Annotated in this window: 17 protein-coding genes; 1 reads left to right on the top strand and 16 read right to left on the bottom strand. The window is 46.1% G+C overall.

The window, feature by feature from the left end; translation table 11 throughout:
* Positions 1–71 precede the first annotated feature (71 nt).
* Positions 72–947, bottom strand: coding sequence for a class II fructose-bisphosphate aldolase (locus AC1DWN_RS10140; RefSeq protein WP_477558779.1), 876 nt, complete (start codon positions 945–947; stop codon positions 72–74).
* 161 nt (positions 948–1,108) lie between these two features.
* On the opposite strand from AC1DWN_RS10140, the gene AC1DWN_RS10135 reads away from it, so the two are divergent.
* Positions 1,109–2,596 carry an FGGY-family carbohydrate kinase gene (locus tag AC1DWN_RS10135; protein WP_477558780.1) on the top strand — a complete coding sequence of 496 codons (1,488 nt, stop codon included), beginning with the start codon at positions 1,109–1,111 and terminating at the stop codon, positions 2,594–2,596.
* Between the two features lie 244 nt (positions 2,597–2,840).
* Here the strand turns inward: AC1DWN_RS10135 and AC1DWN_RS10130 are convergent, their stop codons facing one another.
* The 15 genes from AC1DWN_RS10130 to AC1DWN_RS10060 form a co-directional block, all read right to left on the bottom strand.
* A complete protein-coding gene (locus AC1DWN_RS10130; RefSeq protein WP_477558778.1) occupies positions 2,841–3,596 on the bottom strand; it encodes a DeoR/GlpR family DNA-binding transcription regulator in 756 nt (251 codons plus the stop codon).
* Between the two features lie 598 nt (positions 3,597–4,194).
* A complete protein-coding gene (locus AC1DWN_RS10125) occupies positions 4,195–6,114 on the bottom strand; it encodes a hypothetical protein (RefSeq protein ID WP_477558777.1) in 1,920 nt (639 codons plus the stop codon).
* A 102-nt stretch (positions 6,115–6,216) separates the two neighbouring features.
* A complete protein-coding gene (locus AC1DWN_RS10120) occupies positions 6,217–7,038 on the bottom strand; it encodes a carbohydrate ABC transporter permease (RefSeq protein ID WP_477558776.1) in 822 nt (273 codons plus the stop codon).
* A gap of 11 nt (positions 7,039–7,049) precedes the next feature.
* Positions 7,050–7,940, bottom strand: a complete 891-nt coding sequence (locus AC1DWN_RS10115) for a carbohydrate ABC transporter permease (RefSeq protein WP_477558775.1) — start codon at positions 7,938–7,940, stop codon at positions 7,050–7,052.
* A gap of 78 nt (positions 7,941–8,018) precedes the next feature.
* A complete protein-coding gene (locus AC1DWN_RS10110) occupies positions 8,019–9,491 on the bottom strand; it encodes an ABC transporter substrate-binding protein (RefSeq protein WP_477558774.1) in 1,473 nt (490 codons plus the stop codon).
* A 248-nt stretch (positions 9,492–9,739) separates the two neighbouring features.
* Complete coding sequence (locus tag AC1DWN_RS10105; protein WP_477558773.1) at positions 9,740–9,925, bottom strand: hypothetical protein; 186 nt, start codon at positions 9,923–9,925, stop codon at positions 9,740–9,742.
* A 104-nt stretch (positions 9,926–10,029) separates the two neighbouring features.
* The gene (locus AC1DWN_RS10100; RefSeq protein ID WP_477558772.1) at positions 10,030–10,203 is read right to left on the bottom strand and encodes a hypothetical protein; all 174 of its coding nucleotides are present in this window, start codon (positions 10,201–10,203) and stop codon (positions 10,030–10,032) included.
* Between the two features lie 247 nt (positions 10,204–10,450).
* Positions 10,451–12,535, bottom strand: coding sequence for an alpha-galactosidase (locus AC1DWN_RS10095; RefSeq protein ID WP_477558771.1), 2,085 nt, complete (start codon positions 12,533–12,535; stop codon positions 10,451–10,453).
* Positions 12,510–14,921, bottom strand: coding sequence for an alpha-L-rhamnosidase-related protein (locus AC1DWN_RS10090; protein WP_477558770.1), 2,412 nt, complete (start codon positions 14,919–14,921; stop codon positions 12,510–12,512). Before AC1DWN_RS10090 ends, AC1DWN_RS10095 begins: the two co-directional genes overlap by 26 nt.
* A 165-nt stretch (positions 14,922–15,086) precedes the next feature.
* On the bottom strand, positions 15,087–15,491 hold the full coding sequence (locus AC1DWN_RS10085) for a response regulator (protein ID WP_477558769.1): 405 nt from the start codon (positions 15,489–15,491) through the stop codon (positions 15,087–15,089).
* A gap of 189 nt (positions 15,492–15,680) precedes the next feature.
* Positions 15,681–17,876 (bottom strand): glycoside hydrolase family 36 protein, encoded by a 2,196-nt coding sequence (locus AC1DWN_RS10080; RefSeq protein WP_477558768.1) that lies wholly within the window; start codon positions 17,874–17,876, stop codon positions 15,681–15,683.
* Between the two features lie 2 nt (positions 17,877–17,878).
* Positions 17,879–23,578 carry an S-layer homology domain-containing protein gene (locus AC1DWN_RS10075; RefSeq protein WP_477558767.1) on the bottom strand — a complete coding sequence of 1,900 codons (5,700 nt, stop codon included), beginning with the start codon at positions 23,576–23,578 and terminating at the stop codon, positions 17,879–17,881.
* 123 nt (positions 23,579–23,701) lie between these two features.
* Positions 23,702–23,929: a hypothetical protein gene (locus AC1DWN_RS10070; RefSeq protein WP_477558766.1), complete on the bottom strand. Its 228-nt coding sequence runs from the start codon at positions 23,927–23,929 to the stop codon at positions 23,702–23,704.
* 405 nt (positions 23,930–24,334) lie between these two features.
* Positions 24,335–25,825, bottom strand: a complete 1,491-nt coding sequence (locus AC1DWN_RS10065) for a sulfatase family protein (protein ID WP_477558765.1) — start codon at positions 25,823–25,825, stop codon at positions 24,335–24,337.
* On the bottom strand, positions 25,826–26,296 hold a 471-nt coding region (locus tag AC1DWN_RS10060), incomplete at its 5' end, for a sensor histidine kinase (protein WP_477558764.1).

The following is a 26,296-nucleotide window of genomic DNA, read 5'->3' as shown; positions in this document are numbered from 1 at the left end:
TAAAGCAACAAGTCTGATTAAGCGTGCAGTTACGGACACTACGGGTAATTTCCCTTTTTATCGATATATAATTATGCTTTATTATTGCTACGGAACGTGCGCATGATTTGCTGTGCATCTTCTTTGAAATCCTGGATGACATCCATCATAAATTCATGGTAAAATGTGCTTTCTTCTGGTGGAGCGAGCCGAGTCTTGGCTTGTTCCATAACTTTTAGCGCCATCCCTGTGTAGTAATTGATCTTGGCCACGCCTTTATCAATCGTGTTATTGAAATCTTCAACTGAAAGCCCAGACCCTCCATGCATAACGATCGGAACTCCTGCGGTATTGCGAATCTGCTCCAAGCGGCTCAGATCGAGCTTCGGCTTCTTCAGATAAACGCCATGTACCGTACCGAAGGCAGCAGCTAGAGCATCGATGCCGGTACGCTCGACAAACTCTCGCGCTTGCTCAGGATTCGTATAAAGGGAGGTATCATCGATGATGGAGTCATCATCTTCACCTTCAGCTCCACCACTTTTGGGACGTGTAACGTACCCCAGTTCGCCTTCCACGGAAACACCGAGCGTTTTAGCGATTTTTACAACCTCAGATGTTCGAAGTACATTCTCCTCGTACTCATATTCTGAACCGTCGAACATGATGGCGTTGAAGCCGAGGTGCATAGCTTTCGTGACAGCAGAGAAACTTTTCCCATGATCCAAAAGAATACTGACAGGTACTGTAGCCTGTTCCATCGCTTCTACCATAATGGGTGCAATCATCTCTAATGGCGTATACTTAAAGTGAATTTCCGCATGACACAAAATAACCGGCGATTGTTCTTCTTCGGCTGCTTGAATAATTCCCCGGATCATGTCCAGGTTGATAGCATTAAAACAAGGTACGGCATAACCTCTTAGCGATGCGTCTTGCAACATTTCATTCATTGCAACTCTTGCCATATGGATTCCCCCTTTCAATTAACTCATCCCATACCAAAATGTTCGATGTGAACATAATTATAGATTCTAACGATAAAAAAATCAATAATTTAATTACAATTCGAGTAGAATTGTTTATAATGAACATATATTCAAAATTGGAGGGATCAAAGTTGTCATTAATGGGACTCGATGTTGGAACAACAGGATGCAAGGCTTCGCTCTTTGATGAAGGAGGATCACTTCTCTCATCAGCCTATATGGAATATCCTCTAGAACAACCCAAACCAGGAGCTTTTGAGTTGAATCCACAACGCGTGTGGGAATCAGTACGACGAGTTATCGCTGACGTTATATTGGCGGTTCCAGGCGTCAACGTTCATGCACTCAGCATTTCCTCTCTGGGCGAGACCGTCGTTCCGGTAGACCAAGACGGCAATGTACTCGGAAATGCCATATTGTATATGGATCCAAGAGGCTTGGAACAAGCTGCGATCCTTGAGCAAAGAATTGGCAAGGAACGGACGATGGAAATTACCGGAGTGCCGTTACACCCTATGTTTTCACTGCCCAAAGTAATGTGGATCAAGCAATACCAACCGGAAATCTATGAGCGGGTATGGAAGTTTATGATGTTCGGAGACTACATTGCATTCGTGCTAACTGGAATTTGTGTAACCGACTACACCCTTGCTTCACGCACCATGGGCTTGAACGTCTCAAGGAAAGCATGGGATCCTATTATGTTCGAAGCTGCGGAGATTGAGATGGAGAAGTTTCCAGATCTCATCCAATCTGGACAACGGATTGGCGAAGTGCGTAGAGACATATGGCAAACTCTTGGCTTACAATCCACTACGCTTGTCATTGCAGGCGGTCATGATCAGGCTTGCGCTGCTCTTGGAGCAGGTATACTCTCAGATAACCAAGCTGTAGACGGTATTGGAACAGTCGAGTGCATTACACCGGCCTATCGATCTCCGATCTTAGGATCAAAGATGCTGAAGCATCAATTTAATTGCGCTCCTCACGTTATCGAAGGGCTTTACTTGACGTATGCGTTTAATTTCACGGGCGGATCACTCATTCGCTGGTATAGAGATAAGTTCGGACAAACCGCTGAAGCAGAAGCTCGCAAATTAGGTGTTTCCGTGTATGATTACTTGAGCTCAAGCGCTGCATCCGAGCCTACCGATTTACTTGTTATTCCTCATTTCGCAGGCTCCGGTACGCCTTATATGAATCCCGAAGCAAAAGGAACGATACATGGCTTCACATTCGATACCGATTCGACCCATTTGTATCGCGCGCTTATGGAAGGGGTTACCTATGAGATGCGATACAACCTAGAGTGCCTTGAAGAAGCAGGTATTCCTATACATTCCCTGCGGGCAGTTGGTGGCGGTGCCAAATCTGATCTTTGGCTTCAGATCAAAGCAGATATTATGAATTGCCCTATTGAGAAATTAGATGTAGGTGAAGCTGGAACACTAGGCAATATTATATTAGCGGGCTGTGCGTCCGGCGTATACAGCTCTTATGAAGAAGCCGTTAATGTGCTAGTCAAGCCAGTTCGTATGTTTTATCCGAATCAACCGAATCAATCCCTCTATGCTGAACGCTATGAGAAGTACAAAGCACTTTCCAGAGCTATTGCTTCCATGTATTGATTGAATATTTATAGCATCCATACTAAGCTGCATTCCTAATCCCCCCTTATCCTCTGATCGAAAACAATAGTAGTTAAATTCGATGAATGATAGGGGGTGCTTTTTTTTCTTGGCTTAATAGGAAGAGCATATGAAGAATAATTGATCGTGCTTGCGGAGTTGAAAAGTTCGGAGATGAATAAAAAAGCTGACACAGTTTAAGTACAYGCGCCAGCTTWTTTCTTAATTGTCCAGATAATCAATGTCATGGAATAATCACTCTGGTTTCCGCGACTTGTAACGCTGTCTCCCACTCCTCTTCTGGTTTCTGATCCGTAATAATGGCAGTAATGTCCTCAAGACTTGAAAAGGAAAACAATGCGCTCTGACCAAATTTGGTATGGTCCATAACAATGTACGATTCTTTTGCCCTCTGAATGGATACCCGTTTGATTTCTGCCTCAAGCATATTCGAATTACTGAACCCATGTAGAAAACTCAAACCTGTCGTACCTAGGAAAACTTTATCGAAAGCCATTTTGGAGATAGATTCAATCGCTGCTGTACCTGCCATAGCGTTTGTCGTATTTACCAATACCCCGCCAATGACTACGCTTGGAATATTCTTTTCAGCCAGTTCAGTTGCCACATGAATCGCATTGGTGACCACTGTAATAGGGGCTTGATCAGGAAGAAAACGTACAATTTGCAAGGTTGTTGATCCACTGTCAATAAATACAGATTCTCCCGGAGCAATAAGTCGGGCAGCTGCTTGACCTATCTGTTCTTTTTCGTACATATTAACTATCGAACGTTCAGGAAGAGCAACCTCCTTGGTGGACATAATGGCACCACCGTAAGTTCGCTTCAACAAACCGATTTGTTCGAGTTTCTCTAGATCTCTTCTTAACGTCATATCCGTAACTGAGAAGAAATCCTTTAATTCAACAATCTTCACTTCTCCATCTTTACGTAATTTATTAATAATCTGTTTTTGACGATCATTTAATCCGGTCGACATAGTCGGCCTCCAGTTCCTGCACGATATCAAGAATAGTGCGTTAGATAGTTATTATTATCATTATAAAGAAAATACTCGGTTCGTTTCAAGCTTTAATCAAACAAAAAACAAACAAAAGTCAAACATAGCAAAATAAGCTCATTATCACGTTTCACCTCGTCCCGAATTTTGAAGCCTATCCACAGAACTACGAGATCTTTCGATGTAACTTTCGAGGGAACTCCTTCCTTGGATGAACTTTAAAGCGAGTCGCCATAGCTTCGGTTTGTATTGGAATGCCGAACGGGTTTGTTTCTATAAATGAGTATTTATGACGTAGCGGACAATTCTCGCTAGCAGCCGGATTCTTACGTGGGGAGCCGACTCAGCTGAAAAAGACGGCATGAGAAAAGAGATCTGTGTGGGCCTAGAGGAGAAGGTGGGATTACGAAACGCCAAAGCGTTCACAACCCCATCCAGTAAACCGAAAATATTCGAAATCAATGCCTCCAGCGCATTAGCAAGGAGTTTTCAGCACGATTTAAAGGGAAATAAAAAACCGTAATTCTGCTTTATCTAGGGAAACTTCAACCTAGATCCCAATTTATGATAACTACATTTACAGGTGTTTTCGATAATCTTCCCATACCTTACGTATGTGTGCATAATCACCTTCGTTAAGCTGTTCATCGGAAGTTGCAATTCCCCACAAATAGTACGTGTCTGGTATGCCAATCTGGGCTTGAAGCGATATATAACTTCGCCACATCGCCTTATCAACCATAAGATCGTTGTCGGTATCGATAAGCCAATCCGGATTGCACATCTTCGCTATTACAKCGCGGTTTCCCATTATTCCAAGTACATCCGGTGAGGTTCCGTCAAGATCGTTTAGTCTTAGCACATCTACAACCTCTGCGAAGTAAGGATTGGCAGTATGCGCCATTAGCATGGCGTCTGGCTTTACAGCCTTCATGTTTGTATAGAGCACGTGAAGATAGGCCCTAAGCAGTTCAACACCCCATAAGCCTCCGCATGTTTGAATGAGCTCGCTTCGAGCGTCACCAAGCTTTGGAAAAATATACTCCGGATTCGATTCATTGAGTAGTGCCAAACTCGTCGACAAATAATTTCGGTACTGCCCTCGCTCGGAAGGAATATTCTGTGTAAAATCGATTTTCAATCCATCCGCATTCAAGCATCCCTCTTCATCACTAAACATCTTTCGGATTTGCTCTGTCATCACTTCCATGTAACGCTGAGAAGTAGGATCTGCTGCAACGACTTTACCTTGCAGTGTCATACACGCCTCTACTGGTAGGCCTTCGGCTAATAAAGGTGAGTACCACAAAAGTACTTTGCGCCCCAGTGCATGCTGTTCATCAATGAAGGCACGCATGTTGGACCATTTTAGAGGATCTGGATCAGCTAAAGCATCTTGCTTCGCCCATTTGTAGTCAATAATAATTGTACCCGGATTGATGCCTTTTTCCTGCATAAAGGCAGTATAAGAGCGGTATTTATTCTCTGTACAATACTCTCCTACATTCAGAAAATTCCCGTTTTCTGTACCATCATGATCGYGACGATAGTCAAATCGCTGCTGCCCCCACCCGCAAAATATCGGCTCATTCCACCATGCCGGAATGTTCGAAGCAACAGCCTGCTCCTCGACTTGATCCACATTATGTCGGATGCGCAAAGCTTGAATATAACTTTGTACAGCCATGTTCTCACTCAATGCTTTATTAAATCCAAACCGGATACCCGGTGAACGGAACCCTTTCGTCCTCACCAAGGTATGTCCTTCAAAATCCAGCTTGAGAGAGAAGCTTCCCTTGGGTGATACGACATAATCAAAGCTGAGAAAATTGAATTGGCCAGAATCGGCTACTACGCCGCAGCTAATCCATTGCTCGTGTTGCTCGAATGCATAGCAAAAAGGAGGAGGGCTGAGCCATTGCTGGCAACCAAGCGAATCAGGTTGTTCTGGCTGCCGATAAACGATTCCCGCTGCCCAATCAAAGCGCGGAGCATAATAGCGCTCAAATCCGGCCTGTGCTCCCATCCATTCTTGAACAAATTTCACTTTGCCGTTTACAGATTCAGCCGCCCAATCGGTTGCAAAGTAATAAATATCATCAATGCGCCTGCCCTCAGCGGCTACTTCAACGTAATACGTAACACTGTCAATAGTAAAAACAAATTCGTATCTTTTGTGATCCCACATTAGGTTATCCGTTGTTTCAAACACAAGCTCAAGTATATGCTCTGATTGCTCCATTCCGACCCACTCAACTTGTCGGTTGTTGGTTAAATCCGAACCATTCAGTGTATGAACACAGGAATGGATTGGAATACGAGCTAGTGGCCTGGCTGCCTTCTTCCGTTCAGGGTTAGCGAAATCAGTCGATTCTATTTTCATACTAAGACTCCATTGTCCCTTATCAAGTTCAAATGATGCTTCATAGAATGGAGTCGATACACATAAATTCGATTCAGTACGAGTAATTAACTGTATGGTTTCTCCCTGTTCCACTGATGTCACCGCCATCTCTTTATTGTGTGATACTCTGTCAGCGCTTCGACACCGTCAACTCTCTCTAATTGCAACACCCATGTCTGATCTATTTCCGGGGTATCATGCCTTGATCGCCCCGGAAGTAAGACCTTGTACGAAAAACTTCATCGTAAAGCTGAATAAAATCATCAACGGGACGGATGCCAGCGTCATCGCCGAAAATACTTGTCCGTACAAAATTTGCTGTTGATCCATGAATCTGTACAGTCCAACGGTGAGCGTCATTTTCTGTTGATCCGGCAGCACAAGCAGTGGCCAGAAAAACTCATTCCAAGTGTTAAGTACAGTGACAAGTCCCATGGAAAGAATGATTGGAAGCGAAAATGGAATTACAAGGTTAATAAAACATCKAAATTCGCTTCCTCCGTCGATTTTGATGCTTTCGAACAGTTCCTTTGGGATACCCTCAAAAAACGTTCGCAATACGAATATCGTCACCAGTTGCCCACCGGCAATAAAAGGCAGGATGGCCGCCCATGGCGTATTGATCAAACCAAGGTTTTTTACTAGCACGAATTGGGGGATGAGTGTCAGCACGCCGGGAAMCATAAGAAAAATAAGCAACGTGAAAAAAAGTGCATTTTTCCCTCTGAATTCGAACCGAGCAAAGGTGTAGGCCGACAATGAAGAAATGACGAGTACTCCGACCGCACTAAGCCCCGAAATAATCGAGGAGTTCATCATGTATCCTTTGATTTTACCAAGTGCACTGCTGTAATACTCGAATTGAGGCTCGATCGGAAACCCAAAAAAATTGCTTTGCAGCTCAGCATTAGTCTTTACGGAAGAGATGAGCATGAAATAAAGCGGGAATAAGGTGCAGAATGCAAAAAATAATAACAGGACAATAATGAAGAAACGCGAAGATTTAACCACTTTCATTGTGTTACCTCCTAGGTCCTCGGCTTCATGAAGCGTAGATTCAGAACAGTAAACAGCACGATGATCAGGAATAAGGTTACACCAGCAGCCGATCCTACACCGAGTTTTCCATAATTAAATGCGTTGTTAAACAAGTATAATCCTGGCACCGTCGTATCGAACCCAGGGCCACCTTTGGTTATAATATATTGATCACCGTATTGCTGAATACCGCCAATCAGGACAAGAATCGTTGTCAGCTTTAGTTGTGGAATAATGAGAGGCAGATCGATACTCCAAAATATTGTCCATCCGCTCGCCCCGTCTATACGGGCCGATTCACGTACCGATTCGTCAAGTGACTGAAATCCCGCCAAATAGATCAGGAACCCGATACCGCTGATCCAAGGGAATCCCTTCATCAGCAGCGAGCCGATTGCTGTGAACTGGCTTTCGCCCAGCCACACCTTCTGCCAGCCATCCAGATCTAACGTGCGAAGAAGAACGTTCAGCATGCCGTTATTCGGTTCGTAGAAAAAGAGCCAGAACATAGTAATGACCATACCTGGAATAACCATTGGAATGATAAATGCTACCTTGATAAATTGAGCAAATCGACTTGCTCCGAGCAAATAAATCAAGTAGCCTGCGAGTACGGAAATCCCTTGCAGCACGACAAGCGCCCACACAAGAAAGATCAATAATACTTTAAAGGAGTTAATAAACACCTCACTGTTAAAAATCTCTCGATAGTTCGCCAATCCAACAAAGGTTGGATTGTAATAATCCCGCATATTCCAATCGAGAAAAGAGATGCGGATTGCTTCAAATGTCGGATACACAAGAAAGACACCAACGAATAAGAAAGTTGGCAGCAAACAAAGGTAAGCTACTTTTGATTTCATTGCTTTCATCGATTTCATTGCTTTCACTTCCAATTCATCATAAATGAGTTAATAAGGAAGGATAGAGCGAAACGCTCTATCCTCTTTGCGATGCTATTATTTCAAATGGTCTTCTACTTTCCATTCTGGATGGAGTTTGATCGCGGCATCCGCATATTTATCAAGTGATTTAACAAAACCACCAATGAATTGATCAGCCGTCAGTTTGCCATCCAAATACTGCTGCTGGGATTTATACCAAATGTCGGTTTGCTCTGGCTCGAATTTGAAGGCGGTGTATGTTACCTGCTTCTGGCTGCCAAACGTATCGATGATCGGCTGTACTTGCTCTGGCGCCTGAACGTCTTTGACGACAGGAATCAGGAATAATTCTTCCGCCATAATCTTCGCCCCTCCGTTCGGGTCCGTCCAGAAGCGCAGCCAATCAAGAGCTGCCTGAAGCTTGCCGTCCTTCTCCGCTTTCGAAGTAATCGCTACGTATGCTTCTCCACCAATCATGTAATTGAAGCGTTGATCCTGCCCTAGTTCAGAGTATGACTTGTCTAGGTAAGGAATCGGCGCAATACCATAATTAACTGCAAGTTTATTCTGCAAATGCTGGTTCGGATACCAGCTGCCGTTTAAGGTCATAGCTGACTTACCTTCATTAAACAATGCTTCGAATTCCCAACTTGCCGTGTTGAAGCCTTCATTGTAATACGGAGTTAAATCTTTAATTACTCGCGCGTATTCCTTCAACTCTGGTGAATTCTCATCAATCATTCCCTTTTTCACTGCAAGCGCCCACTCGTCGGTTGTGACATCGCCATCTTTGATGATGACATCAAGCTGATCTAACKTCGGCTTCCACAAGTAACCCCAAAGATCGGTTGCAAGCCAGCCTATGTTCCAGTCCATCGAGTTCTGGATACTAAATCCGATATAACCGGCGTCTTTCGCCTTCTGCGCAACTGCAAGCAGCTCCGTTATCGTCTTGGGCGGCTCGGTTACTCCGATCTTAGCGAAAATATCTTTATTATAGTACAAGTTTACAGTGGTCAACTGAATTGGCATTCCATACAGTTTTGCCGGAGGCCGCTTATCGACCGCCGAGTCAAGTACACCGTCAATAAATGATTCTTTCCATGAAGCATTCGTGAACCTGCTCACTTCCTCCACATGGGGAAGCAGATTAATAATCCAATTATTTTTAAACCATGCCGATTTGTCCCCCGGTCCGCCCATAATAATATCGGCCTCGCTGCCGGCAATAAACTGTGCTTCCAAATACTTTTCGTACTCACCTCCAGGAACATATTGCAGTTTAACGGTATGGCCCGTTTTTTCTTTAAACGCTTTTGCCATCTTCTCATATGCAGGCCAGGAGAATTCCCCTTGAGAATAAACCATGGTCAAGGTTTGAGGCTTTTCAGAAGGTTTATCGCTACCCTCTTTCGTCGTGTCCACAGTCCCGCTTGGCGCTGGCGAATTGCTAGAGCCCGCATTGCTGTTCTTGTTTGTACCTGTGCATCCTGCCAGCACGAGGAGCGTAAAACTAATGACAAGCATGATTAGTGATACTCGTTTCACATTGATGTCCCCTTTTCAAAAGAATGATTGATTTCTCTCCTTTACTATAAATAGATGGCAAATCACAAACAATAAGGCTGTTTCTAGATTTCATTTGTGTTTTTTGGAGATTACTTTTTTTGATAGCTTTTCCAAGAAAAACATCCAAAACAAACGCAAAGAAACTCAAGAAATCATCAGATTTCTTGAGCCTTCTCGGCGATTTCGTTCATGTTGGAATCGGAGTCCCGCCCCCAACTGCATGGCATTCAAGCTCTACTTGACCTGTCGATCACAGGTTCGCTGCGCTCCATGTCGTTCAGAAGCTCGACCAGCAATTGCGCTTTCACTTCTTGATAATTCTCCTCATGGAACAAATTATTTCTTTTATCAGGGTCTTCTTTTAATCGTACAATTCTCCGAATGTTTTTCCCAAATAAATGGTCAGCTTTCAATCCTCGGTCACCGTCAGCTTAACGGCAGGCTTTATGAGAGGAACTCATGCTCCACCCGAGGATACATATGTTTGCAACGGATCATCATAAGGACCTTTAAAATGCTACGAATACGGACCATGATAGAAATTCATACTGTTGTCGCTATCCTTCATCGTTCCGAAGGTTGAATCCAAAGTAATCTGCATTTGAGCGTCTGTATACAATAAATTTGCATCCCCAACATTGATCGTGTACGGCAGGTCGGGACCTGAACCCGATACATTGATCGAAATCATATGTGGCGTCTCCCAAACGCTTGTCCTTAATTCCGGTGAAATAAGTGCCGCTGGACGTAGTATTTTGGACGTATGCTCCTCCTGACACGGTCAATTGCCGGAAAATTCCAAGATTTCATTTTGTAAAATTTATCGATCATTAGTAAAGCAGTCGGGTCAAGAGGCACTATGATATGCCCACTTTACCCGACTGCTCGTTTATTTATCCCATATGGATTTGCAGTTGCTTCATAATTGATCGTTTTGTCTACTCCACTCCAAATAGAACGATACGCGCACTCGACGTATCGAACACAGCCTCAATCACTGCGTGCCCTGACTTGTTACGGGATACAGACACACCCTCCGTATGCCAAAATGCCGCATCTGTAGCGCCTCTTGTAATATAACGGTAAGTGCCGGGTCTGGAGGAGAAGATCACGACAGCACCTTTACCAGTCTGGTTGGACAGCTTCTCGTAAACCTCCATGGCCCCTCCGACTTCTCCTTCCCGCACAGGGTCGCTCTGTGTGATATCCTCTCTGACCTGCTTGTAAAGAGCCAACACCAAGCCTAAGAAATATTGGCCTTCATCCGATACAGCTGGCAAGTCTCCCCAGATGCCATTCTGCCCCAGAATAAGTGAAGCCAACGATATAAGTTGGTTATCTCTCGGGTCGTCCGGCAGGTAATGTGTTAAGAAGAGAACGGAAGGAAACCACTTGTCATAAGTGAGTGGCGTACGACATATCCACCCACGGGCAGGACCCGGATGGAAGAACAAGTTCCAGTTATCCTTCTCACTATCAATTGGAACATTATAGTTATGGTAATAGGGACCGTTGTTGACAAGAAAATATTTCCCCGCAGATAGAAAGGCTAGACCGGCAGATCGCCCGCCTTCTGTAATGTCGAAATCGACGATGACCTCGGGACATGCATCGCATAACTTGTCCACAATTCGGGACATAGCCTGGATCTGCTGGAAAGCATAGCTATGTGCGCGTTCCTCCTGGGAATGGGCCGCAGTGCCATGGTCATGACCTGGATCATCGCAACCGTATTGTTCAATCGCATCCCATTTGAAGTAATCGACCCCCACCTCTTGGGCTAGCCCAATCAGTTCATCCGCGAAAGCATCGGCGTAACGACTCACAAGGCACAGCGGAACACTTTCCTCCGTCTCCCAGATTTCAACAGGCTTCGCCTTCTCGCCACCCAGTGACATGACGCAATCCGAATGTCGTTCAAGCATCTCGCTTGAAACGGCTGCAACAGTCGGATTAAACCATAAGCCAAGCTTCATTCCATATCCACTCAAGCGCTCTTTGACCTGCTTTAGCTCATCAGGGAATCGAGCTATATTGACCTGCCAATCCCCGGTCTTCCCATACCAGCCTGTGTCAATAACGTATACGTCAATGCCCATTCGGTGCGCGGCATCAATTTCCAGCAACGTCCGTTCCAAATTCATGTCGTCCAAATATTTCTTGCCATACCAGTTCCGGTTCCGTTCTTGAAAATTCCAAGTGTTGTAGAAAATGTAGGGTTTGCGGCTTTCCTCATTCAGTGTCATATGGCGTAGGACAAAGGTACGATACGCGGCTGCAAGCTCGTCCTCATCCCCTTTAAGCAAGGCCGCTTGCAGCCATACTGTACGATAAGGATGCTCGCTATCAAGCAACTGGCCATCAAGATAATTGCCCTTTACCGCTTCCAAGACCACCTTCCGTTCCGGTGTAAGTCGATATTGAAGGAATGCGTCGGGATACTGCGAGCCATGCTCATAGGCTAGCAGTATTTGTTCCTCCCTACTGCCTGCAATCAACATCGGCCCCATTGCTAACTCACCGTTGTCAAAATGTCTTTTATCCAGGGATCTTTCCGTCGGACAGAAGCTGTGGACGGTCTCGATAAATTCTGAGAAACGGATTTCCTTGCTCTCCGTAAATCGATCCAACTGAAAAGTTGCATAGCGCAGCCGATCATGACCCTGACTCTTGGTCAGTCTTCTGCCTCCAAGAGAAGTGAGCTCGTAGCAAAACCGTACCAGTGGATTTCCGTTATCCGGCAAGCGGACAATCCAGTCCAATTGTACGTCTACAGCATTACGCAATGGTCCTCCGATGCGGTATTCCGTCGTTCCATTGTGCAGTCGTTTCGGCGTTGTCCGCTCAATGACCGATTCCAACACCGCTGGCATCCAACTGCCATCTATTTCAAAAGCCGGAGCCCCGATCTCCCACTTCCTGCCGCTCACCCGATCGTGTATTGTCCAGAATTGCTCATCTTCCCCGTAGAAAGCTAATAATATACTGCCATTGGCGTTACTCCTGCTCCACTTTGCATTCATGTCGTACCCCCCTCTGAATATGCTTAAGATTGTATCCACTTCCGTTAAGGATATCGATCCGATAATTCGACGGAATTTCCGTGTATAGCAGCAGATCCTCGCCCTTGATCTCCCAAGAAATGCTCAGAAGGTCATCACCAACAGGAAACGATCCGAAACAAGCACTAAGCGAGACGCCACTAGGGCGAAGCTCGATCGTGCGCCGCACTGGATCAACGCTTCGAACACCAAGAAAATCCCTGTAGGCTACACGCACGACATGGGAAGCAAATCCATGATTGCAGCTGGCTACTGGGCCATCGTGCTCCCATAAAGTTCCGGTTGCCTTCACCATGTGCTCGAAAAAAGCAGGCAATTCCTTTAACAGTTGATCCGCGCATTCTTCAGAGGAAAGCACCTCCATCCGCATAAAGTTGCCGACCAGCTGATTGGTATGGGGAATATGCGGATATTTACACGCATCCCCTCTATGAAGAGGTCCAAATTCATCCAGCAGCCTGCGCCACAGCTCTGGGTAGGAAGCGCTATCGGCTATACCGAAGAAAAAGGCGTAATACTGACAAACCTCCGAGATATGGTTCTCTGCTTCCAGTCGCCCGTTAATACGGACGGCATTGTCAACGAAAAATTGTCCATTGAAGGACTGCTCCCTAATCGCAGCCCGCACGCGTTGTGCATCTTTCTCCAGATCAGTCGAAAGGTATATGCGTGCTGCTGCTGACAAAGCTCCCGCATATAACATGTTCGTCGGATAGTTCACATCCTGTACCCAATCATTGGCTTCCGTACACTCAACGAAGATCCAACCGTCCAGCTTTTCCAGCAGCCCATCTTCATTTCGGTATCCGTCGAAGTAACGGAGCAGTGCAGACACCTTCGGCTTAAGGGCTTGTGCCATTGCCTTGTCACCGCTTCTAAATACGTACTCCTCTAGCTGGATGATAAACCACATCCCCCAGTTCGGAATGAAATTACCGTCGAAATGGTCTGCCGGATAACACATCGGCACCATTCCCTCCGGTATATGCATGTAGCGAGGAGGAAGCTGATAGTTCTCGAAGAAATAACGTTCCAAGCTGGTATGTCCGCTAAGATCGAATGCTGTCCGCGCGGTAAAGAAGCTGTCGCACAACCAACCTGCTCTCTCGCGCGAAGGGCAATCCATGAAGACATCCACCGTATTCTGACGGTAGGATTCGATGCCAGCCCGGAAAATCGAATCAATCGCAGCATCACCGCTTGTGAAGGTGGCTTGACCGACATCCGCGTTGGCGTATTCCCGCATGTATACTCCCCGGATCTCAGCCTCTCCTTCAAGCACTAGAAGCTTCAAGTATCGCATCGCATGGGGCTCCAATGCTTCAAGCGCATAGGTTCCAGGCTGCAGCTCATAACTGATGATATTGACGGAATCCAGACGCAAGAAATCGATATCCCCATCGGTTAGAACTTCGTCGAACAAGAAATACATTCGGGTAGGCACGGAACACTCCACGCGCGCTCCAATGAATCCGGTTAGGTTCAATCCAAAATCTACGATTTTATAACTAAGCTCTCTGAGCGTTAATACTTCTTCCAGGTCATAGAGTAGATGCATTTCATGCCGCTCATCGGTAACTGCCTCCTGAAGAAACAGCGAAGGAATCGTCTCCAGCTCTTCTTCAAGATAGCCGAGATACAATGGCCCAACTCCTGTTAAGGAGCGGTCTTTACGATAATGGTCAAGTTGTCCAACCATTTTAACGGTTCCGTGTTGAATCTGGGCAGCTGAGTGTCTCAAAGTGAAGTCGGGATAAGCGATCCCCCTCGCGAGCAACGATTTATCCTCAACGACACTCCAAGCCGAGGGTGATTGAAATGCAGCAGAAATTGACTTACGCCAGTCGGTATCACCTGGCTGGAGCCGATAAGCTTCGGTAAAGGCTCGTTGAAAGCTATGCCTTTGCGTTTTGCGAATTCGTTCTCTTAGCAATCCAGCTTCAAAGCCACCCTCGTTATTCGCGCCTGATGACGCAAGCACCACACCATCTTCTCGTACAACTTCAGCTTGAACGAAAGAAGGCTGGTCCAGTGTATAGAAGCTATTAACGTTATAGCCTGCCGCTTCGATAGCTATGATAACGGCACTTTCATCAACTTCCGCTTCGGGTAGCTCCCATTCATCAATTCGATAAAAGCCATGCGCAGCCGTTGCTGGACCGTGTCCCAGGAATTTTCCATTCACAGAGCAGCGGTAGATGGAAGAGGCGGCAATCCTTAGTGTCAATCTATCTCCGGTTCTTCTTTGAACTAAAGCTCGATATCCCGCAAAAACATTTTTTTCCTTCTCCAAGCCAGTCAGCCAAATAGGCTGAGCTTTCGAGAAACTTTCAATGCTCTTTTTCATTTTGTCAGCTCCTGCTCTCGGTCTTTCATTCTGCTATAACCTGAACTTCATTGCAATAATCAAATCGGCAAATACATAGTTCCAATCCGTCCCGAATTTCGACTTAAACATATATTCGGAAAGTGGAATCGTCCATTCCTCGGAATTGCTAAGTAAATAAAGCGGCTATTGGAAATCATTCCAGACTCCTAGAAGCACAAAAACCAGCGCAGTCGTAATGGATGGAAGCAGCAAAGGCAGAATAATTCGGACAAATAATCCAAATCCCTTAGCTCCATCTACAAAGGCGGATTCATCTATTTCCTTCGGGATCGATTTCACAAAGCCGGTCATTCGTTTAAACACTTTATAGAAATATTTCTCATCGCGAAAGCCTCGAAGCTGAAAGCCGTCGACCTCGGGCATCCGGATACCGGCAATCACGATTTGCACTGCGGGATCGGATTTGATCGCATGCAGCGCTTGCAAACCGTCTTCCGCTTCTATGATGTCGGTGTACTTCATTTGTCGTAAGCTACTCATGACCACCTCGCGAATTAACGCCTCGTTGTCCGCTATTAAAATTATCATCTCCATCACCTTCCTTTACTATAAGAAGATGGAAATTAACAAACAATAAGGCTGTTTCTAGATTTCATTTGTGTTTTTTGACATTCTTCTTAGGGAATTTCACAAAATAAACGCAAAGAAGCTCGCGAAATCAAGAGATTTCTTGAGCCTTCTTTGTGATTACAAATCATTCGAGTATCCTTTTACATCCTATTGTTCGGTCATTTTTTTAAGCTCAAAGAACCTTGCTTGATTCCGATTCGGCAAATTCACGGTTAATGCTCCGTCGACAAGATCATAATTGTTCACGACTTGATATGGATCCGCTTCAGGATAAAGCTGTTTCACCTCAACGGAACAATTCTCCCAACCTGATATCGGAAGTCGGATGGTGCTCCCCTCGCTTTCCAGCCTCCATACCGCTAACAAAACCCGCGTATTGTCCATAGAGGCAAGACCAACACTATTCCAGCCCGTTGAATCGTTTACCGCTTTAAAACCGAGCGGCCAGATCGGGGATGAATTACGAATATGAGTCCTCTCTGCCCTATACAGGGTTATGGCTTCTTTGATCAGAAACAGGTTTAGATCATCGGCTTTATCCACACGTCCGGATACATACAAATTGCCGCATAATCCGTTAATCATATTGAAAATGGTCTGTTCTCCATCCTGCATGGAGTTCCTGTATTCCTTGTCATCCAGCCATTCAGGATGATCGTGATGGGAGACAAGCAGCGGATAAGGATATGCCCATATTCCGTTCTGTTCAGGCAATACCGCCGCCAGCATTCCCCCGATAATGGATGGATACTTCGTATAATCCTCCTGATCGCTCGAGCTCACCATATGAGCATGAGATAATATCCCATAGTCGGCTCTCATGCCACCTGAAGCGCAGCCTTCTATGATCAAATAAGGATGTTTCGCTTTCACTTCATCCAAGAAGGCATAGAAGCTGCGCATGTGGTTAATCAGTCCATCGGCTGCCGAACTGCCAAGCGTATCATCGCCGAATCCGACACAGCCATTGTAATCATTCTTGATAAAGCCGACTCCCATTGCTGCCAATCGATCTATCGTACCGTGCATATATGCTCTTACTTCGGGGTTGGTGAAGTTCATAAACCAGCGCTCTCCGCCACCCACTCTTCGGCCATTCCGCCTTAAAAACCATGTATCCGGTTGGCGGCCCAAAGCCGCACTTTCCCCGCATACCTCCATCTCCAGCCAAACACCCGGAATCATTCCTGCCTGTTTTATTATTTGCAAGATCCCTGCGAGACCCTCGCTGCCGAACCGGTTCGCATTTGGCTGCCAATCCCCGAGAGACGTTCCCCAATAAGTATTCGGCTCGGCAAACCAGCCTGCATCGATACAGAAAACTTCCGCCCCGACTTCAGTGGCGCATTGAATTAAGGGAAGGAGCTTAGCTTCCGAAGGATCGGCCCACAAGCAATTCATATAATCGTTAAACACAACCGGAACTTCACCCAACCAAGCGTTGGCTGGTTTAAGGTGCGAACGCCGGTAGGCGGTCAATTCCCGAACTGCCGCGTCTATACCTCCGGAGCAGCATCCGATCGCTGCTGGTATCGTCGTAAAGCTTTCTCCTGGCAGCAAGGTCTTGGTCCATCCGCCAAAACCTTCGCTGGCCCCGTCTATTTGAACATATAGACTGTCGCTACCGACTGAAGCATGCTCATGGCGGTTTCCAAGCTCTATGTGCCAGTTAGACGAGGTTTCAGCCTGTGCATACCAAACCGATTGTGTCTCCAAATCTTCGATCACAATCATAGGCAAATATCGTCCCGTACTCCAGCTTCCCCTGGATTCCCAGTGAACAGCATGCGACATCGAATAAGGCGAGGTGCGGTAAAGACCCAGTCGATCTAAATCGTCGCATCTCCATTGTCCTTCGCCGCTCCAAGCTTGCCGCCAATAATGAACCTTTACCCTGCCAGGTTCGGACCAGGAGCCAGTGCTGCCAAGCGCGATTCCCTGCATACATAAGGAAGAAAGATGGGTCAGAACGACAGCTTCCGGGCCGTCGTTCTTCACTGTCGTAGTCTGCCTGATTACCGCCGCACCAGGGACGAATTCCATATTTAACTCCACAATCAGCTTCAACTCTTCATGCAGATACCGCAGAGACAAACCACTTTCCGTCCGATCAACCTGCTCAAGGACCAGCTCTTCGGCAAGCAAAGAGTGCCCCACCGCAAGACCTGGATGAACCCCATGCGGCTTGCCAGCCACAGCAGCCTGAATATTCGTCGCAGCAGCATATGCGCTTTGGATATTCGTGGGCAGAACTTGCGGCTGAAAGATGTCCTGCCGTAATTTATTATCCGAGCGAGTAAAGCCGAGCCTCATCTTCTCATGTACAAACTCCATGCGTTCCATAGTTACACTCCTGTCGCGTAATCGATCACTTTTACTGAGTTCAGAAATCCCCACGTATACGCAACGGATTCGATTTCAATCTTCAAATAAACGGTATTGTGGTCTTTCGCTTGTTCTGTCAAGTCGAGCGTCCGAATCGTATTATAGTTTCCCGGAGCCGAGGTAGACAGCTCTCCGATTTTGGTCATCGCAGTCACATCCGTTCCCACGTAAAATCGCATCGCGGCAATCTGATTCTCGTCGATATGCAGCGTCCGACCACTATAAAACATTTCAAGCTTTTTGAATCCATTCGAATCCGTGCTATCCAGCTTATAAATGACATAACCCGCCTGTTTGCCCCCTGCGTCATCAGTAGTACCGGATAATCCTATATCCGGCAGCGATTCAAACAGCAGCTCATTTTGCAAATTAACAACCTCATTGGCTCCAATCGCCTCAGCTGTTATCGCGCCAAGCGGAATATCCTGAAAATCCTCATCGACTAGCGCGACCGGCTGGGCGACAGTAACCGTAATGAATTTGCTTAGGGACAGCCCATGAAACGTGATAACCGCTGTAATATTCGCGGTTCCATAAGAAACCCCTGTCACCATTCCATTCGCAGATACCGTCGCCACAGATACGTCGCTACTCGTATACACAGTCTCGTACAGAGACGGTTGAAGCTCATTATTTTGCTCGTTATACGCTTTTACCTCGGCAGTTACTGTCCCATTGATGGGTACGAAAGCATCTACTGGCATCATCTCCATTCGATCAAGCGTATTGGTTGTGACCGAGACCGTTATCGTATTGGATGCGACCACTTTTCCTTGAACCGACAAGTAAGCCTTGACGGTCGTAGTCCCCGCCCCTATGGCAATTAGTCCAGTGGACGTTTGGGCCAGTATGCCGTTCGTGCCAAACGCATATACGATTTTCGCTCCTGCTAAATTAACCATGACGTCATTATCATACTTCGCGGTTAACACAACAGGCACATTCTGCCCCTCGTATACAACTGAGTTATTCCAAGTCAGCGAAGCGGTGTCGAGTTCCCGGATTCCTGTTCTCTTCACAACAAACTTCACACTGTTGATCGACGCCCATGTGTCCGGATTCGATGTTGTCATGACAACTCGTACATAGAGTGTATTCGTGTTCAAATTTCCGACATCCAGGGTGATGTCCCTTAACTGATTGAAATTGTTGTTATCTGCATCATTTGCGATCTCGCCTACCTTTTCCCATGTGCCCTCGGAGCCTGTCACGCTCATTTCCCATTCCACCGTTGTACCCATGATGGCTCGACCGCTGTATTGAATAGACGCGCCTTCCAATGGGGTTGCGTCCTCCAGCTTCCAGGTCACAATCCCTGGCGATGAGATATTATCAGGCCTTAAGACGATATCTGGATTATTGGAATCGAGTCGCGTTTTTAAGATATTATCCACCGCATTGGCTCTCGTTCGCCATGCTTCGCCGGTCTCCTCGAAGTTCTCGAACAGCACCGTGTCAAACGTTTCTGAAATTCCCAAAACCCTCTTATCTCTCCCCAAGACCGTATACGGACTATAGCTAATCGTAACCAGATCCCCAACCTGAAAACCCCAATCGTTTATTGGAGCATTGAAAACGTTCGTACCTTTCGCATTGGGCGAATGAAATTGACTGTCTTGACCCAGTTCAAACCGATATTCGTTGTTCGCGCTATCTCGCAATTCGACGAAGGCGTTCTGCAAATGCCCGGTAACCGTAACCGGCTGGATTTGGGTAATCGTCCCAGATACTTTACCGTAATAGGCTTTTAACGAGACGACTTCACCCTGCTGATTCAATGTAAGCTTGAGCAAATCGCCATAATCGAGCATCTCTATCGGTACCTGCATAAGTTCTTGATCAGGCGTCCCTTCCGGTCCTCTCAAAATATTCACCTGATCTGCAAGCTTCAGATCGATATAGTTCACGTATTCGCTGACTGCCGGATCTTGGGATTGAATATTTATCCTAACCTCAGATGCAGCCGTTCCACTCTTTGAATAATACCTGGCTTCGATTTCCGACGGATATGTCTTGGCAGGCTTCGTTGGAGCGTTCAATGCAAATATCGCTTTACCATTCGTAACGGCAATGGCTCCGGCATCATTCGCCTGCGACGGCGATATTTCATAGATGCCTTCTCCTAAGTCCACAGCCTTGTAATACGCGGAGGTCGCTTGTGTTAGCGTTAAGGAAACGGTTGTTGCAGCATCGGCAACAAATCCGATCTTGAACGAATTTCCGAATGTATACAGCGTCGTATGAATTTTGGCTGTCGCATCCGCATTCTGCATCGACAGAGGATAATCTCCAAGTGTTCCAGAGCCTTTAACAACAAATTTGGCAGGAAGAATCTGAGACATCGTCTCCAGCAGTCTTTGGTATGCCGTTCCGTAATAACCGCTCTGGTAAAGCTGATCGATCTCTTCGTACGTCCCGTTCCGACCTGCTTGTTCAGCGTATTTGGCTGCTAAGCGTTCGATATCCGCCCGGTAAGTAACCCATAAATTTCTTTCCCGCAGCTGCTTGTACGTATATTGGAAACCACTCGTATGACCGCTTGCTCCTCCTAATAATGCCGTGATTTTCACGGATGACAAAGCCACCCAATCGCGAACCTGACTTGGAGTATTTGGCGTGTATAGCCGGATTCGAACATATGCAATTGAGCTGTTCTTATCAATGAAATCGCTTGCATCGATGGTTGCCTCATGAAACATATCATACAGCGTATCTACAAGTGACAGTGAATTCAGATCGGGACCAGCCCAGACCTCCACCTTGCATTGACTGCAAAGATAATTCAGGCTGCGCCCTTCCAATTCGACCGCAAGACCATTCGTCAGCGGGACACGTTGATTATCTGCCTTGAAGGTGATATAGCCTCCGTTAGCATCGCTTGTAGTTGAACTGACAACGTAATGCTCCACTAATGGCGCTCTCTTCACCTGATTGGTTTCTACGAGACTTGTGCCCGGTGTCAGAGATAGATCATCCGCAAAGTTATAATCGAGTATGACTTGCCCATAGGATGGTGTGATATAAGGATTAGACATCTCCCCATCTTGTGTACGGATGAACCCCTCGTCTCCACTTCGATAATTATAAATGGTCACATGATCCGATCCGTAGGCGTAAGCCTGAGGCAGCACTTGAAATTCCTGCATGGCGTACCCGCTTCGTTCCGCATTGACATCGGCGAACTTGCCTCGGGCAGAAATGTAGCTTAAATAGCGGTCATCCAAGATGCCTTCCCATTCTCCGCCAAACCGAATATCTTTCACCATATGCGCTTCCCATTGTGACTGCTGTTCATCTAGACCCGGAAATTTCTGATTAGGGAACGTATGCGTATAGGCATTCTCCACAAGTTGGTTATCCGGATAGGTAATCTGTCCGTTATCTACAATAATCGCATTGTAGCCGTACCCTTCCGCCATCGCACTCGATACATTCGAGATGTAATCCGTCATATTCTTCGCAAGCCATTGCCTCTCCTGTACGGAAATACCATCGGTCGGATCAAGCAGCACGCCATCATTCGACGCAGCTGTAATGACGTCCGGACCAAAATCTCCCGTTCCCTCGGGCGACGCGTTAAAAGCGAAATACGGCCAATACCACGGCTCATTTTCGGTAAATACGACAACAGGCGGGAGTTCAACGCCATCTGCCTTCAAATCCGCGGTTCTTGCCGCTAGATAAGCCGTTACGCCTCTGATTTTATCCGCGCGAACTTCATTGTAATGCTCGTTATTCATCGAAAGCCAAGGCGTATTGCCATAAACATTCGGAGTAGACAGCTTCCAATAACCTCTGCCGTCGGTATTTAATGGATCGTATACAACCTGTTGATAAGGCATATCTCGCCAATAGCCTCCCTGCCCGTCTGGACCTATCGGCGTTCCGTCCCACCAGGAATCAACGCTTAAATGAATGGCCAGTCCGGAATCAGCAGAAAGCTGTGTTAAATAATCCAGACGCCGCTGCATCTCTTTCTCGCTCCAGTGCATGTAGAGAATATCGAAAACAACCGCAATATTATACATTTCATAGTCGGAAAATTTTAGCTTCATTCCTTCCAGGAGAGCAAGATCGGACGAATAATCGTTCCAGTTGATATTCGGCTTGAACAATGCAACCGTCATTGGGCGGTATATTTTCTCGTCAACCAACAAATTGTCAAAATCGCTATAAGCCCAGACCCTTGCAAAATTAACCCTTGTCGGACTGTCGTTACGCAGCGTAAGCGTGAGTGAAGAAGCCCCTCCGATGATTGTAGCGTTCAGATCGATAAAATAGTGGTTAGGGCCAGCGGACGCTTCGCGATACGTTCGGAAATAAACCTCCTGTTCATTCGCAAGAACGGTATATGCGAATGCGTCTGGGTTGCGATTATGAATTTCCTCAATCTCGACAGTGATTGGCTGATTCGGCTTAAGATCGGTCAGCGTGAACGTAATTGAGGATCCCGTGCCTTGCATATACCTGACTGTATACGCATCCTCGAGTTCGCCCACCTTCGTCTCGAACGTATCTAAGCCGCTATTCCCGGTTACCGTCAGTTGGCTGGCAGCTTCCTGACCGCTTTGACCGAACACCAGATCAGACACCTTCGAAATCGGCGGATTCGGTTGAACCGGCGGATTTCCGTTGCCAGTGTTATTTACAGGTGAATCGATAACAACATTTTCCGCTCTATTTTCGAGATGTCCAATTTTCGATTCCTTATCCGATTTTATGAGACTATTGCTAGCGGAAGGCATAATAAGCATATGACTGATGTCTGTAGCTGTAAGCGTAAGCTTCGAGCCCGCTGCTGTCATCTTCACAGTTCCCAAGTGCGAATCGCTTATCGAAATACCACTAACTGGGCTCCCCTGAATGAGCGTTCTGCCTTTCACCGTCACATTTTCAAGTACAACTTCCCCGGCTGCCACGCCCGGAGCAAGAATCAAGTCACCATTAATAACAAGATCCTTTAAGATGACAGGCGCATTATTCACCACCACATTGCCTTTGACTGTTGCTCCACTTAATTCACCGGCATTTATGAGCTTATCGACAATATTGTCCAAAATCTTGATCATCTCAGCTCTCGTAATGTTCGCTTTGGGAGCAAATTGATTATCTCCTCGTCCGGATATGTATCCATGCTCGAACAATGTGTTCACATATGGACTCGCCCAAGCGGATATTTCTTTTAGATCTTTAAAATTCATACTGGTGGAAGCAGGCTCAAGATCGAATGCGATAGCGATCATTTTTGCCGCTTCCTCCCGGGTAACCAGCCGATTGGGTTGGAAATTCCCATCCCCCGTTCCGCTAACAATACCTGCAGCATAGGCTTTTGATACTGCTTCACCATAATAAGCTGTTTCGGATACATCTTTGAATGTCTTGTCCGATCCTTTTCTAAAGTTGAATACCCTGCTTAGCATGACGACAAATTCCGCTCTTGTTATCTCATTATTGGGTTTCAGACTACCATCAAGGTACCCCTTAACAATCCCGTAGTCCTTCCACTTTCGAAGCTCCTGCGAAGCCCAATGGCCTTCAATTTCATCTGCTAAATTCACCGATGCTGCGGCTGCTGAAGCTCCCCTTTGAAATAAAGTGCTTGTAAAACTTGTAAATAGAATGGCAACAATCAATGAATAACAACTTAATTTTTTTAGCATACCCTTGCCTCCCAATTAATCGTTAGTCCTATCCGCATCTTCACTCATTCTTGGAATGATCAGCGTCACTGTCGTACCTTTCATATACTTGCTATCTATAATTAAATCCGCCTCCTCTCCGTATTAGATTTTCAGACACTGTTTTACATTATGGATTTCGTCGATCGCAGCGAAGTGCGTCTCATCGGCCAGCGTTCCATTCATTGATTCAAGCAGTCGTTTACTGATTCCATTGATCATTGCTTTCGGTATCCAGGCCGGTCGGCCATGTAAAGCTAGGAGTGATAGGAAACGGGAAATCCATTCTTCAAGTAAAGCGGGTATGGGAACGCCCTTGATTGGCTGACTCATGCTGATATTTCTGCTTTCTCCTGTTATAACAAATATCATAAATGAGGTTGCCAACAGATAACAACATGGCTATTTCTAGATTTCATTTGTGTTTTTTAGGAGCTTCCGGTTGTATATGGATAAGAAAAGGGTACCTCTAACGTCTTCTCAGACTTTAGAGATACCCACTATTACTTCGCGTACTTAAAGTCGTAAAAAATCATTCCCTTGACACCTATTTCAGGTCTTTCCGTTTCTTGTCAATTGGGCTGTAATACCAAACCCTTTGTTTTTTTGGAGATTGCTTTTCCAATGAAGTTGTCCAATACAACTGCAAAGAAGCTCAAGAAATCATCAGATTTCTTAAGCCTTCTCAGTGATTTCGTTCATGTTGGAATCAGAATCCCGACCCCGACTGGCTGGCACTTAAACTCTGCATGGCCTGTCGTTCACAGGTTCGCTGCGCTCCATGTCGTTCAGGAGATCGACCAGTAATCGCGCTTTCACTTCTTGAAAACTCTCTTCATGAAACAAATTGTAATTTTCATCAGGGTCTGCTTTTAAATCGTACAATTCTCCGAATGTTTCTCCCAAATAAATGGCCAGCTTCCAATCCTCGGTCACCCAGCATTTATAACGGATCCGATCCGGTTCTTCTTTATATTCGATACGAACCCCATTCCGGTTCAATGAAATTTCTTGGCACAACCGGCCTTTTAGGCTGACACCGTCCCGCTTTATGTCATCCTTAATCCCGGCAAAATCCAATATCGTAGGCGATATGTCAACTAAAGAAACACATTCTTCTACTTCGCATGGGGAAAATCCATCCGGATATCGAATCAGCAGCGGAATATGTGTTACGCCTTCATACACAAGTGGACCCTTCTGTCCGATATTGTGATCGCCTAACATTTCGCCGTGATCACTCGTAAAGATGACCATTGTATTCTCACGCAGTCCCAGCCTGTCCAGAGCAGCCAAAATCTGGCCTAACTGCCCATCGATCAGTTGTACCATCGAATAATAGTAGGCTCGGGTCATCCGTGTTTTCTCTTCATCCTGAAAATAAGGCTTCCAAGCAGTCCCGCTATTGCCGGCAATCATGAATCGTCCGTTGAACCGACTGTTCACGATACTTCCGTCATGGAATAACGGAATGTGCTCCGCGTATCCCGTTTCGATATCCATGCTGCGGTTTGGCAGTGGAATAACGTCTGGGGCGATTCGATGAATAAAATCTACTGGGAGAACGTGCGGGTGATGCGGATCCTGAAATCCTAAATTGAGGAAAAAAGGGCGAGCATCCTGCTGCATCTCCATATATTCAATCGCTGTTTCCGCAAGCCATTGACCCTGATGAAGCTTAACAGGGATGCTCCAATTTCCCGTATCATTGGCATCTTGATCGAATAGTCGCTTGAACTGCAGCGTCTCCTTATCTAACCCTTTCTGTTTCATCCAAAGCGCATAATGACTCGTCACGCCATAAATGTTATGACCGATGCTGAGCTGCGCGGTTTCAAATCCGCAGAAATCCCGGAAAGGCGTCCCTTGCTCATCGACTTCTGCCGTCTCCGGACTTTCCGCTTCCCAAGGATGCCAGTGCGCTTTACCGATATGGTGCGTACTATAACCGCTCTCTCGCAAATGCGTACTGATCCACGCGGAAAAGTCGGAGGCGGTCGTGCCGATATTATAGGATCCATGTCTGGAAAGATGCTGTCCGCGCATTAGCGATACTCTTGACGGCATGCATACTGTAGACGGGCAATAGGCTCTGCGAAAGTTTGCTCCTTCGGTTGCAAGGCGATCCATATGCGGCGTGTGCATAAAAGAGCTGCCATTGGCATGCACGCTGTCAAATCGTTGCTGATCGGTTGTAATTAAAATAACGTTAGGCCTCGTTTTTGTCATTTAATCGTGTCCCTCCTTAACGTTTATAGGAATGACCAACGTGACTGTCGTGCCTTTCATATACTTGCTATCTATAATTAATTCAGCTTCTTCTCCATAGTAGATTTTTAGACGTCGATTCACATTGCTCAATCCAACTCCATGATGAATAGACGATGATGACGGCGATCTTTCTTCATTGAGACCTTCAAGAAGCTTATGCTCCAGCGCCTCCAACTCAGTTTTGCGCATGCCGATTCCATTGTCCGTGATCCGAATCATTAACCTTCCGTCCTCTAATTGCGAGGAAATGACGAGCTCGCCCCCGGAGGCATATTCAGACAATCCATGGTTAATGGCATTTTCAACGATTGGCTGCAGGATAAACTTCAGCACCTTACAGTGAAGCGTCTCGGAATCGATCCTCCACTCCACGGTAAACCGCTCGCGGAAACGAATTTCTTGAATGGTCACATAGTAACGGGTATATTC

The organism is Paenibacillus sp. P4_A7, assembly GCF_056402455.1.
Note: the sequence above shows the minus strand (reverse complement) of the source record. Positions and strands in the feature narration are given on the sequence as shown.

Excerpts from the sequence above, each read along its gene's own strand:
- AC1DWN_RS10140 (WP_477558779.1), bottom strand. The coding sequence starts at position 947 with ATGGCAAGAGTTGCAATGAATGAAATGTTGCAAGACGCATCGCTAAGA.
- AC1DWN_RS10135 (WP_477558780.1), top strand. The coding sequence starts at position 1,109 with ATGGGACTCGATGTTGGAACAACAGGATGCAAGGCTTCGCTCTTTGAT.
- AC1DWN_RS10130 (WP_477558778.1), bottom strand. The coding sequence starts at position 3,596 with ATGTCGACCGGATTAAATGATCGTCAAAAACAGATTATTAATAAATTA.
- AC1DWN_RS10115 (WP_477558775.1), bottom strand. The coding sequence starts at position 7,940 with ATGAAATCGATGAAAGCAATGAAATCAAAAGTAGCTTACCTTTGTTTG.
- AC1DWN_RS10100 (WP_477558772.1), bottom strand. The coding sequence starts at position 10,203 with ATGATTTCGATCAATGTATCGGGTTCAGGTCCCGACCTGCCGTACACG.
- AC1DWN_RS10095 (WP_477558771.1), bottom strand. The coding sequence starts at position 12,535 with ATGAATGCAAAGTGGAGCAGGAGTAACGCCAATGGCAGTATATTATTA.
- AC1DWN_RS10090 (WP_477558770.1), bottom strand. The coding sequence starts at position 14,921 with ATGAAAAAGAGCATTGAAAGTTTCTCGAAAGCTCAGCCTATTTGGCTG.
- AC1DWN_RS10085 (WP_477558769.1), bottom strand. The coding sequence starts at position 15,491 with ATGATAATTTTAATAGCGGACAACGAGGCGTTAATTCGCGAGGTGGTC.
- AC1DWN_RS10080 (WP_477558768.1), bottom strand. The coding sequence starts at position 17,876 with ATGGAACGCATGGAGTTTGTACATGAGAAGATGAGGCTCGGCTTTACT.
- AC1DWN_RS10075 (WP_477558767.1), bottom strand. The coding sequence starts at position 23,578 with ATGCTAAAAAAATTAAGTTGTTATTCATTGATTGTTGCCATTCTATTT.
- AC1DWN_RS10070 (WP_477558766.1), bottom strand. The coding sequence starts at position 23,929 with ATGAGTCAGCCAATCAAGGGCGTTCCCATACCCGCTTTACTTGAAGAA.
- AC1DWN_RS10065 (WP_477558765.1), bottom strand. The coding sequence starts at position 25,825 with ATGACAAAAACGAGGCCTAACGTTATTTTAATTACAACCGATCAGCAA.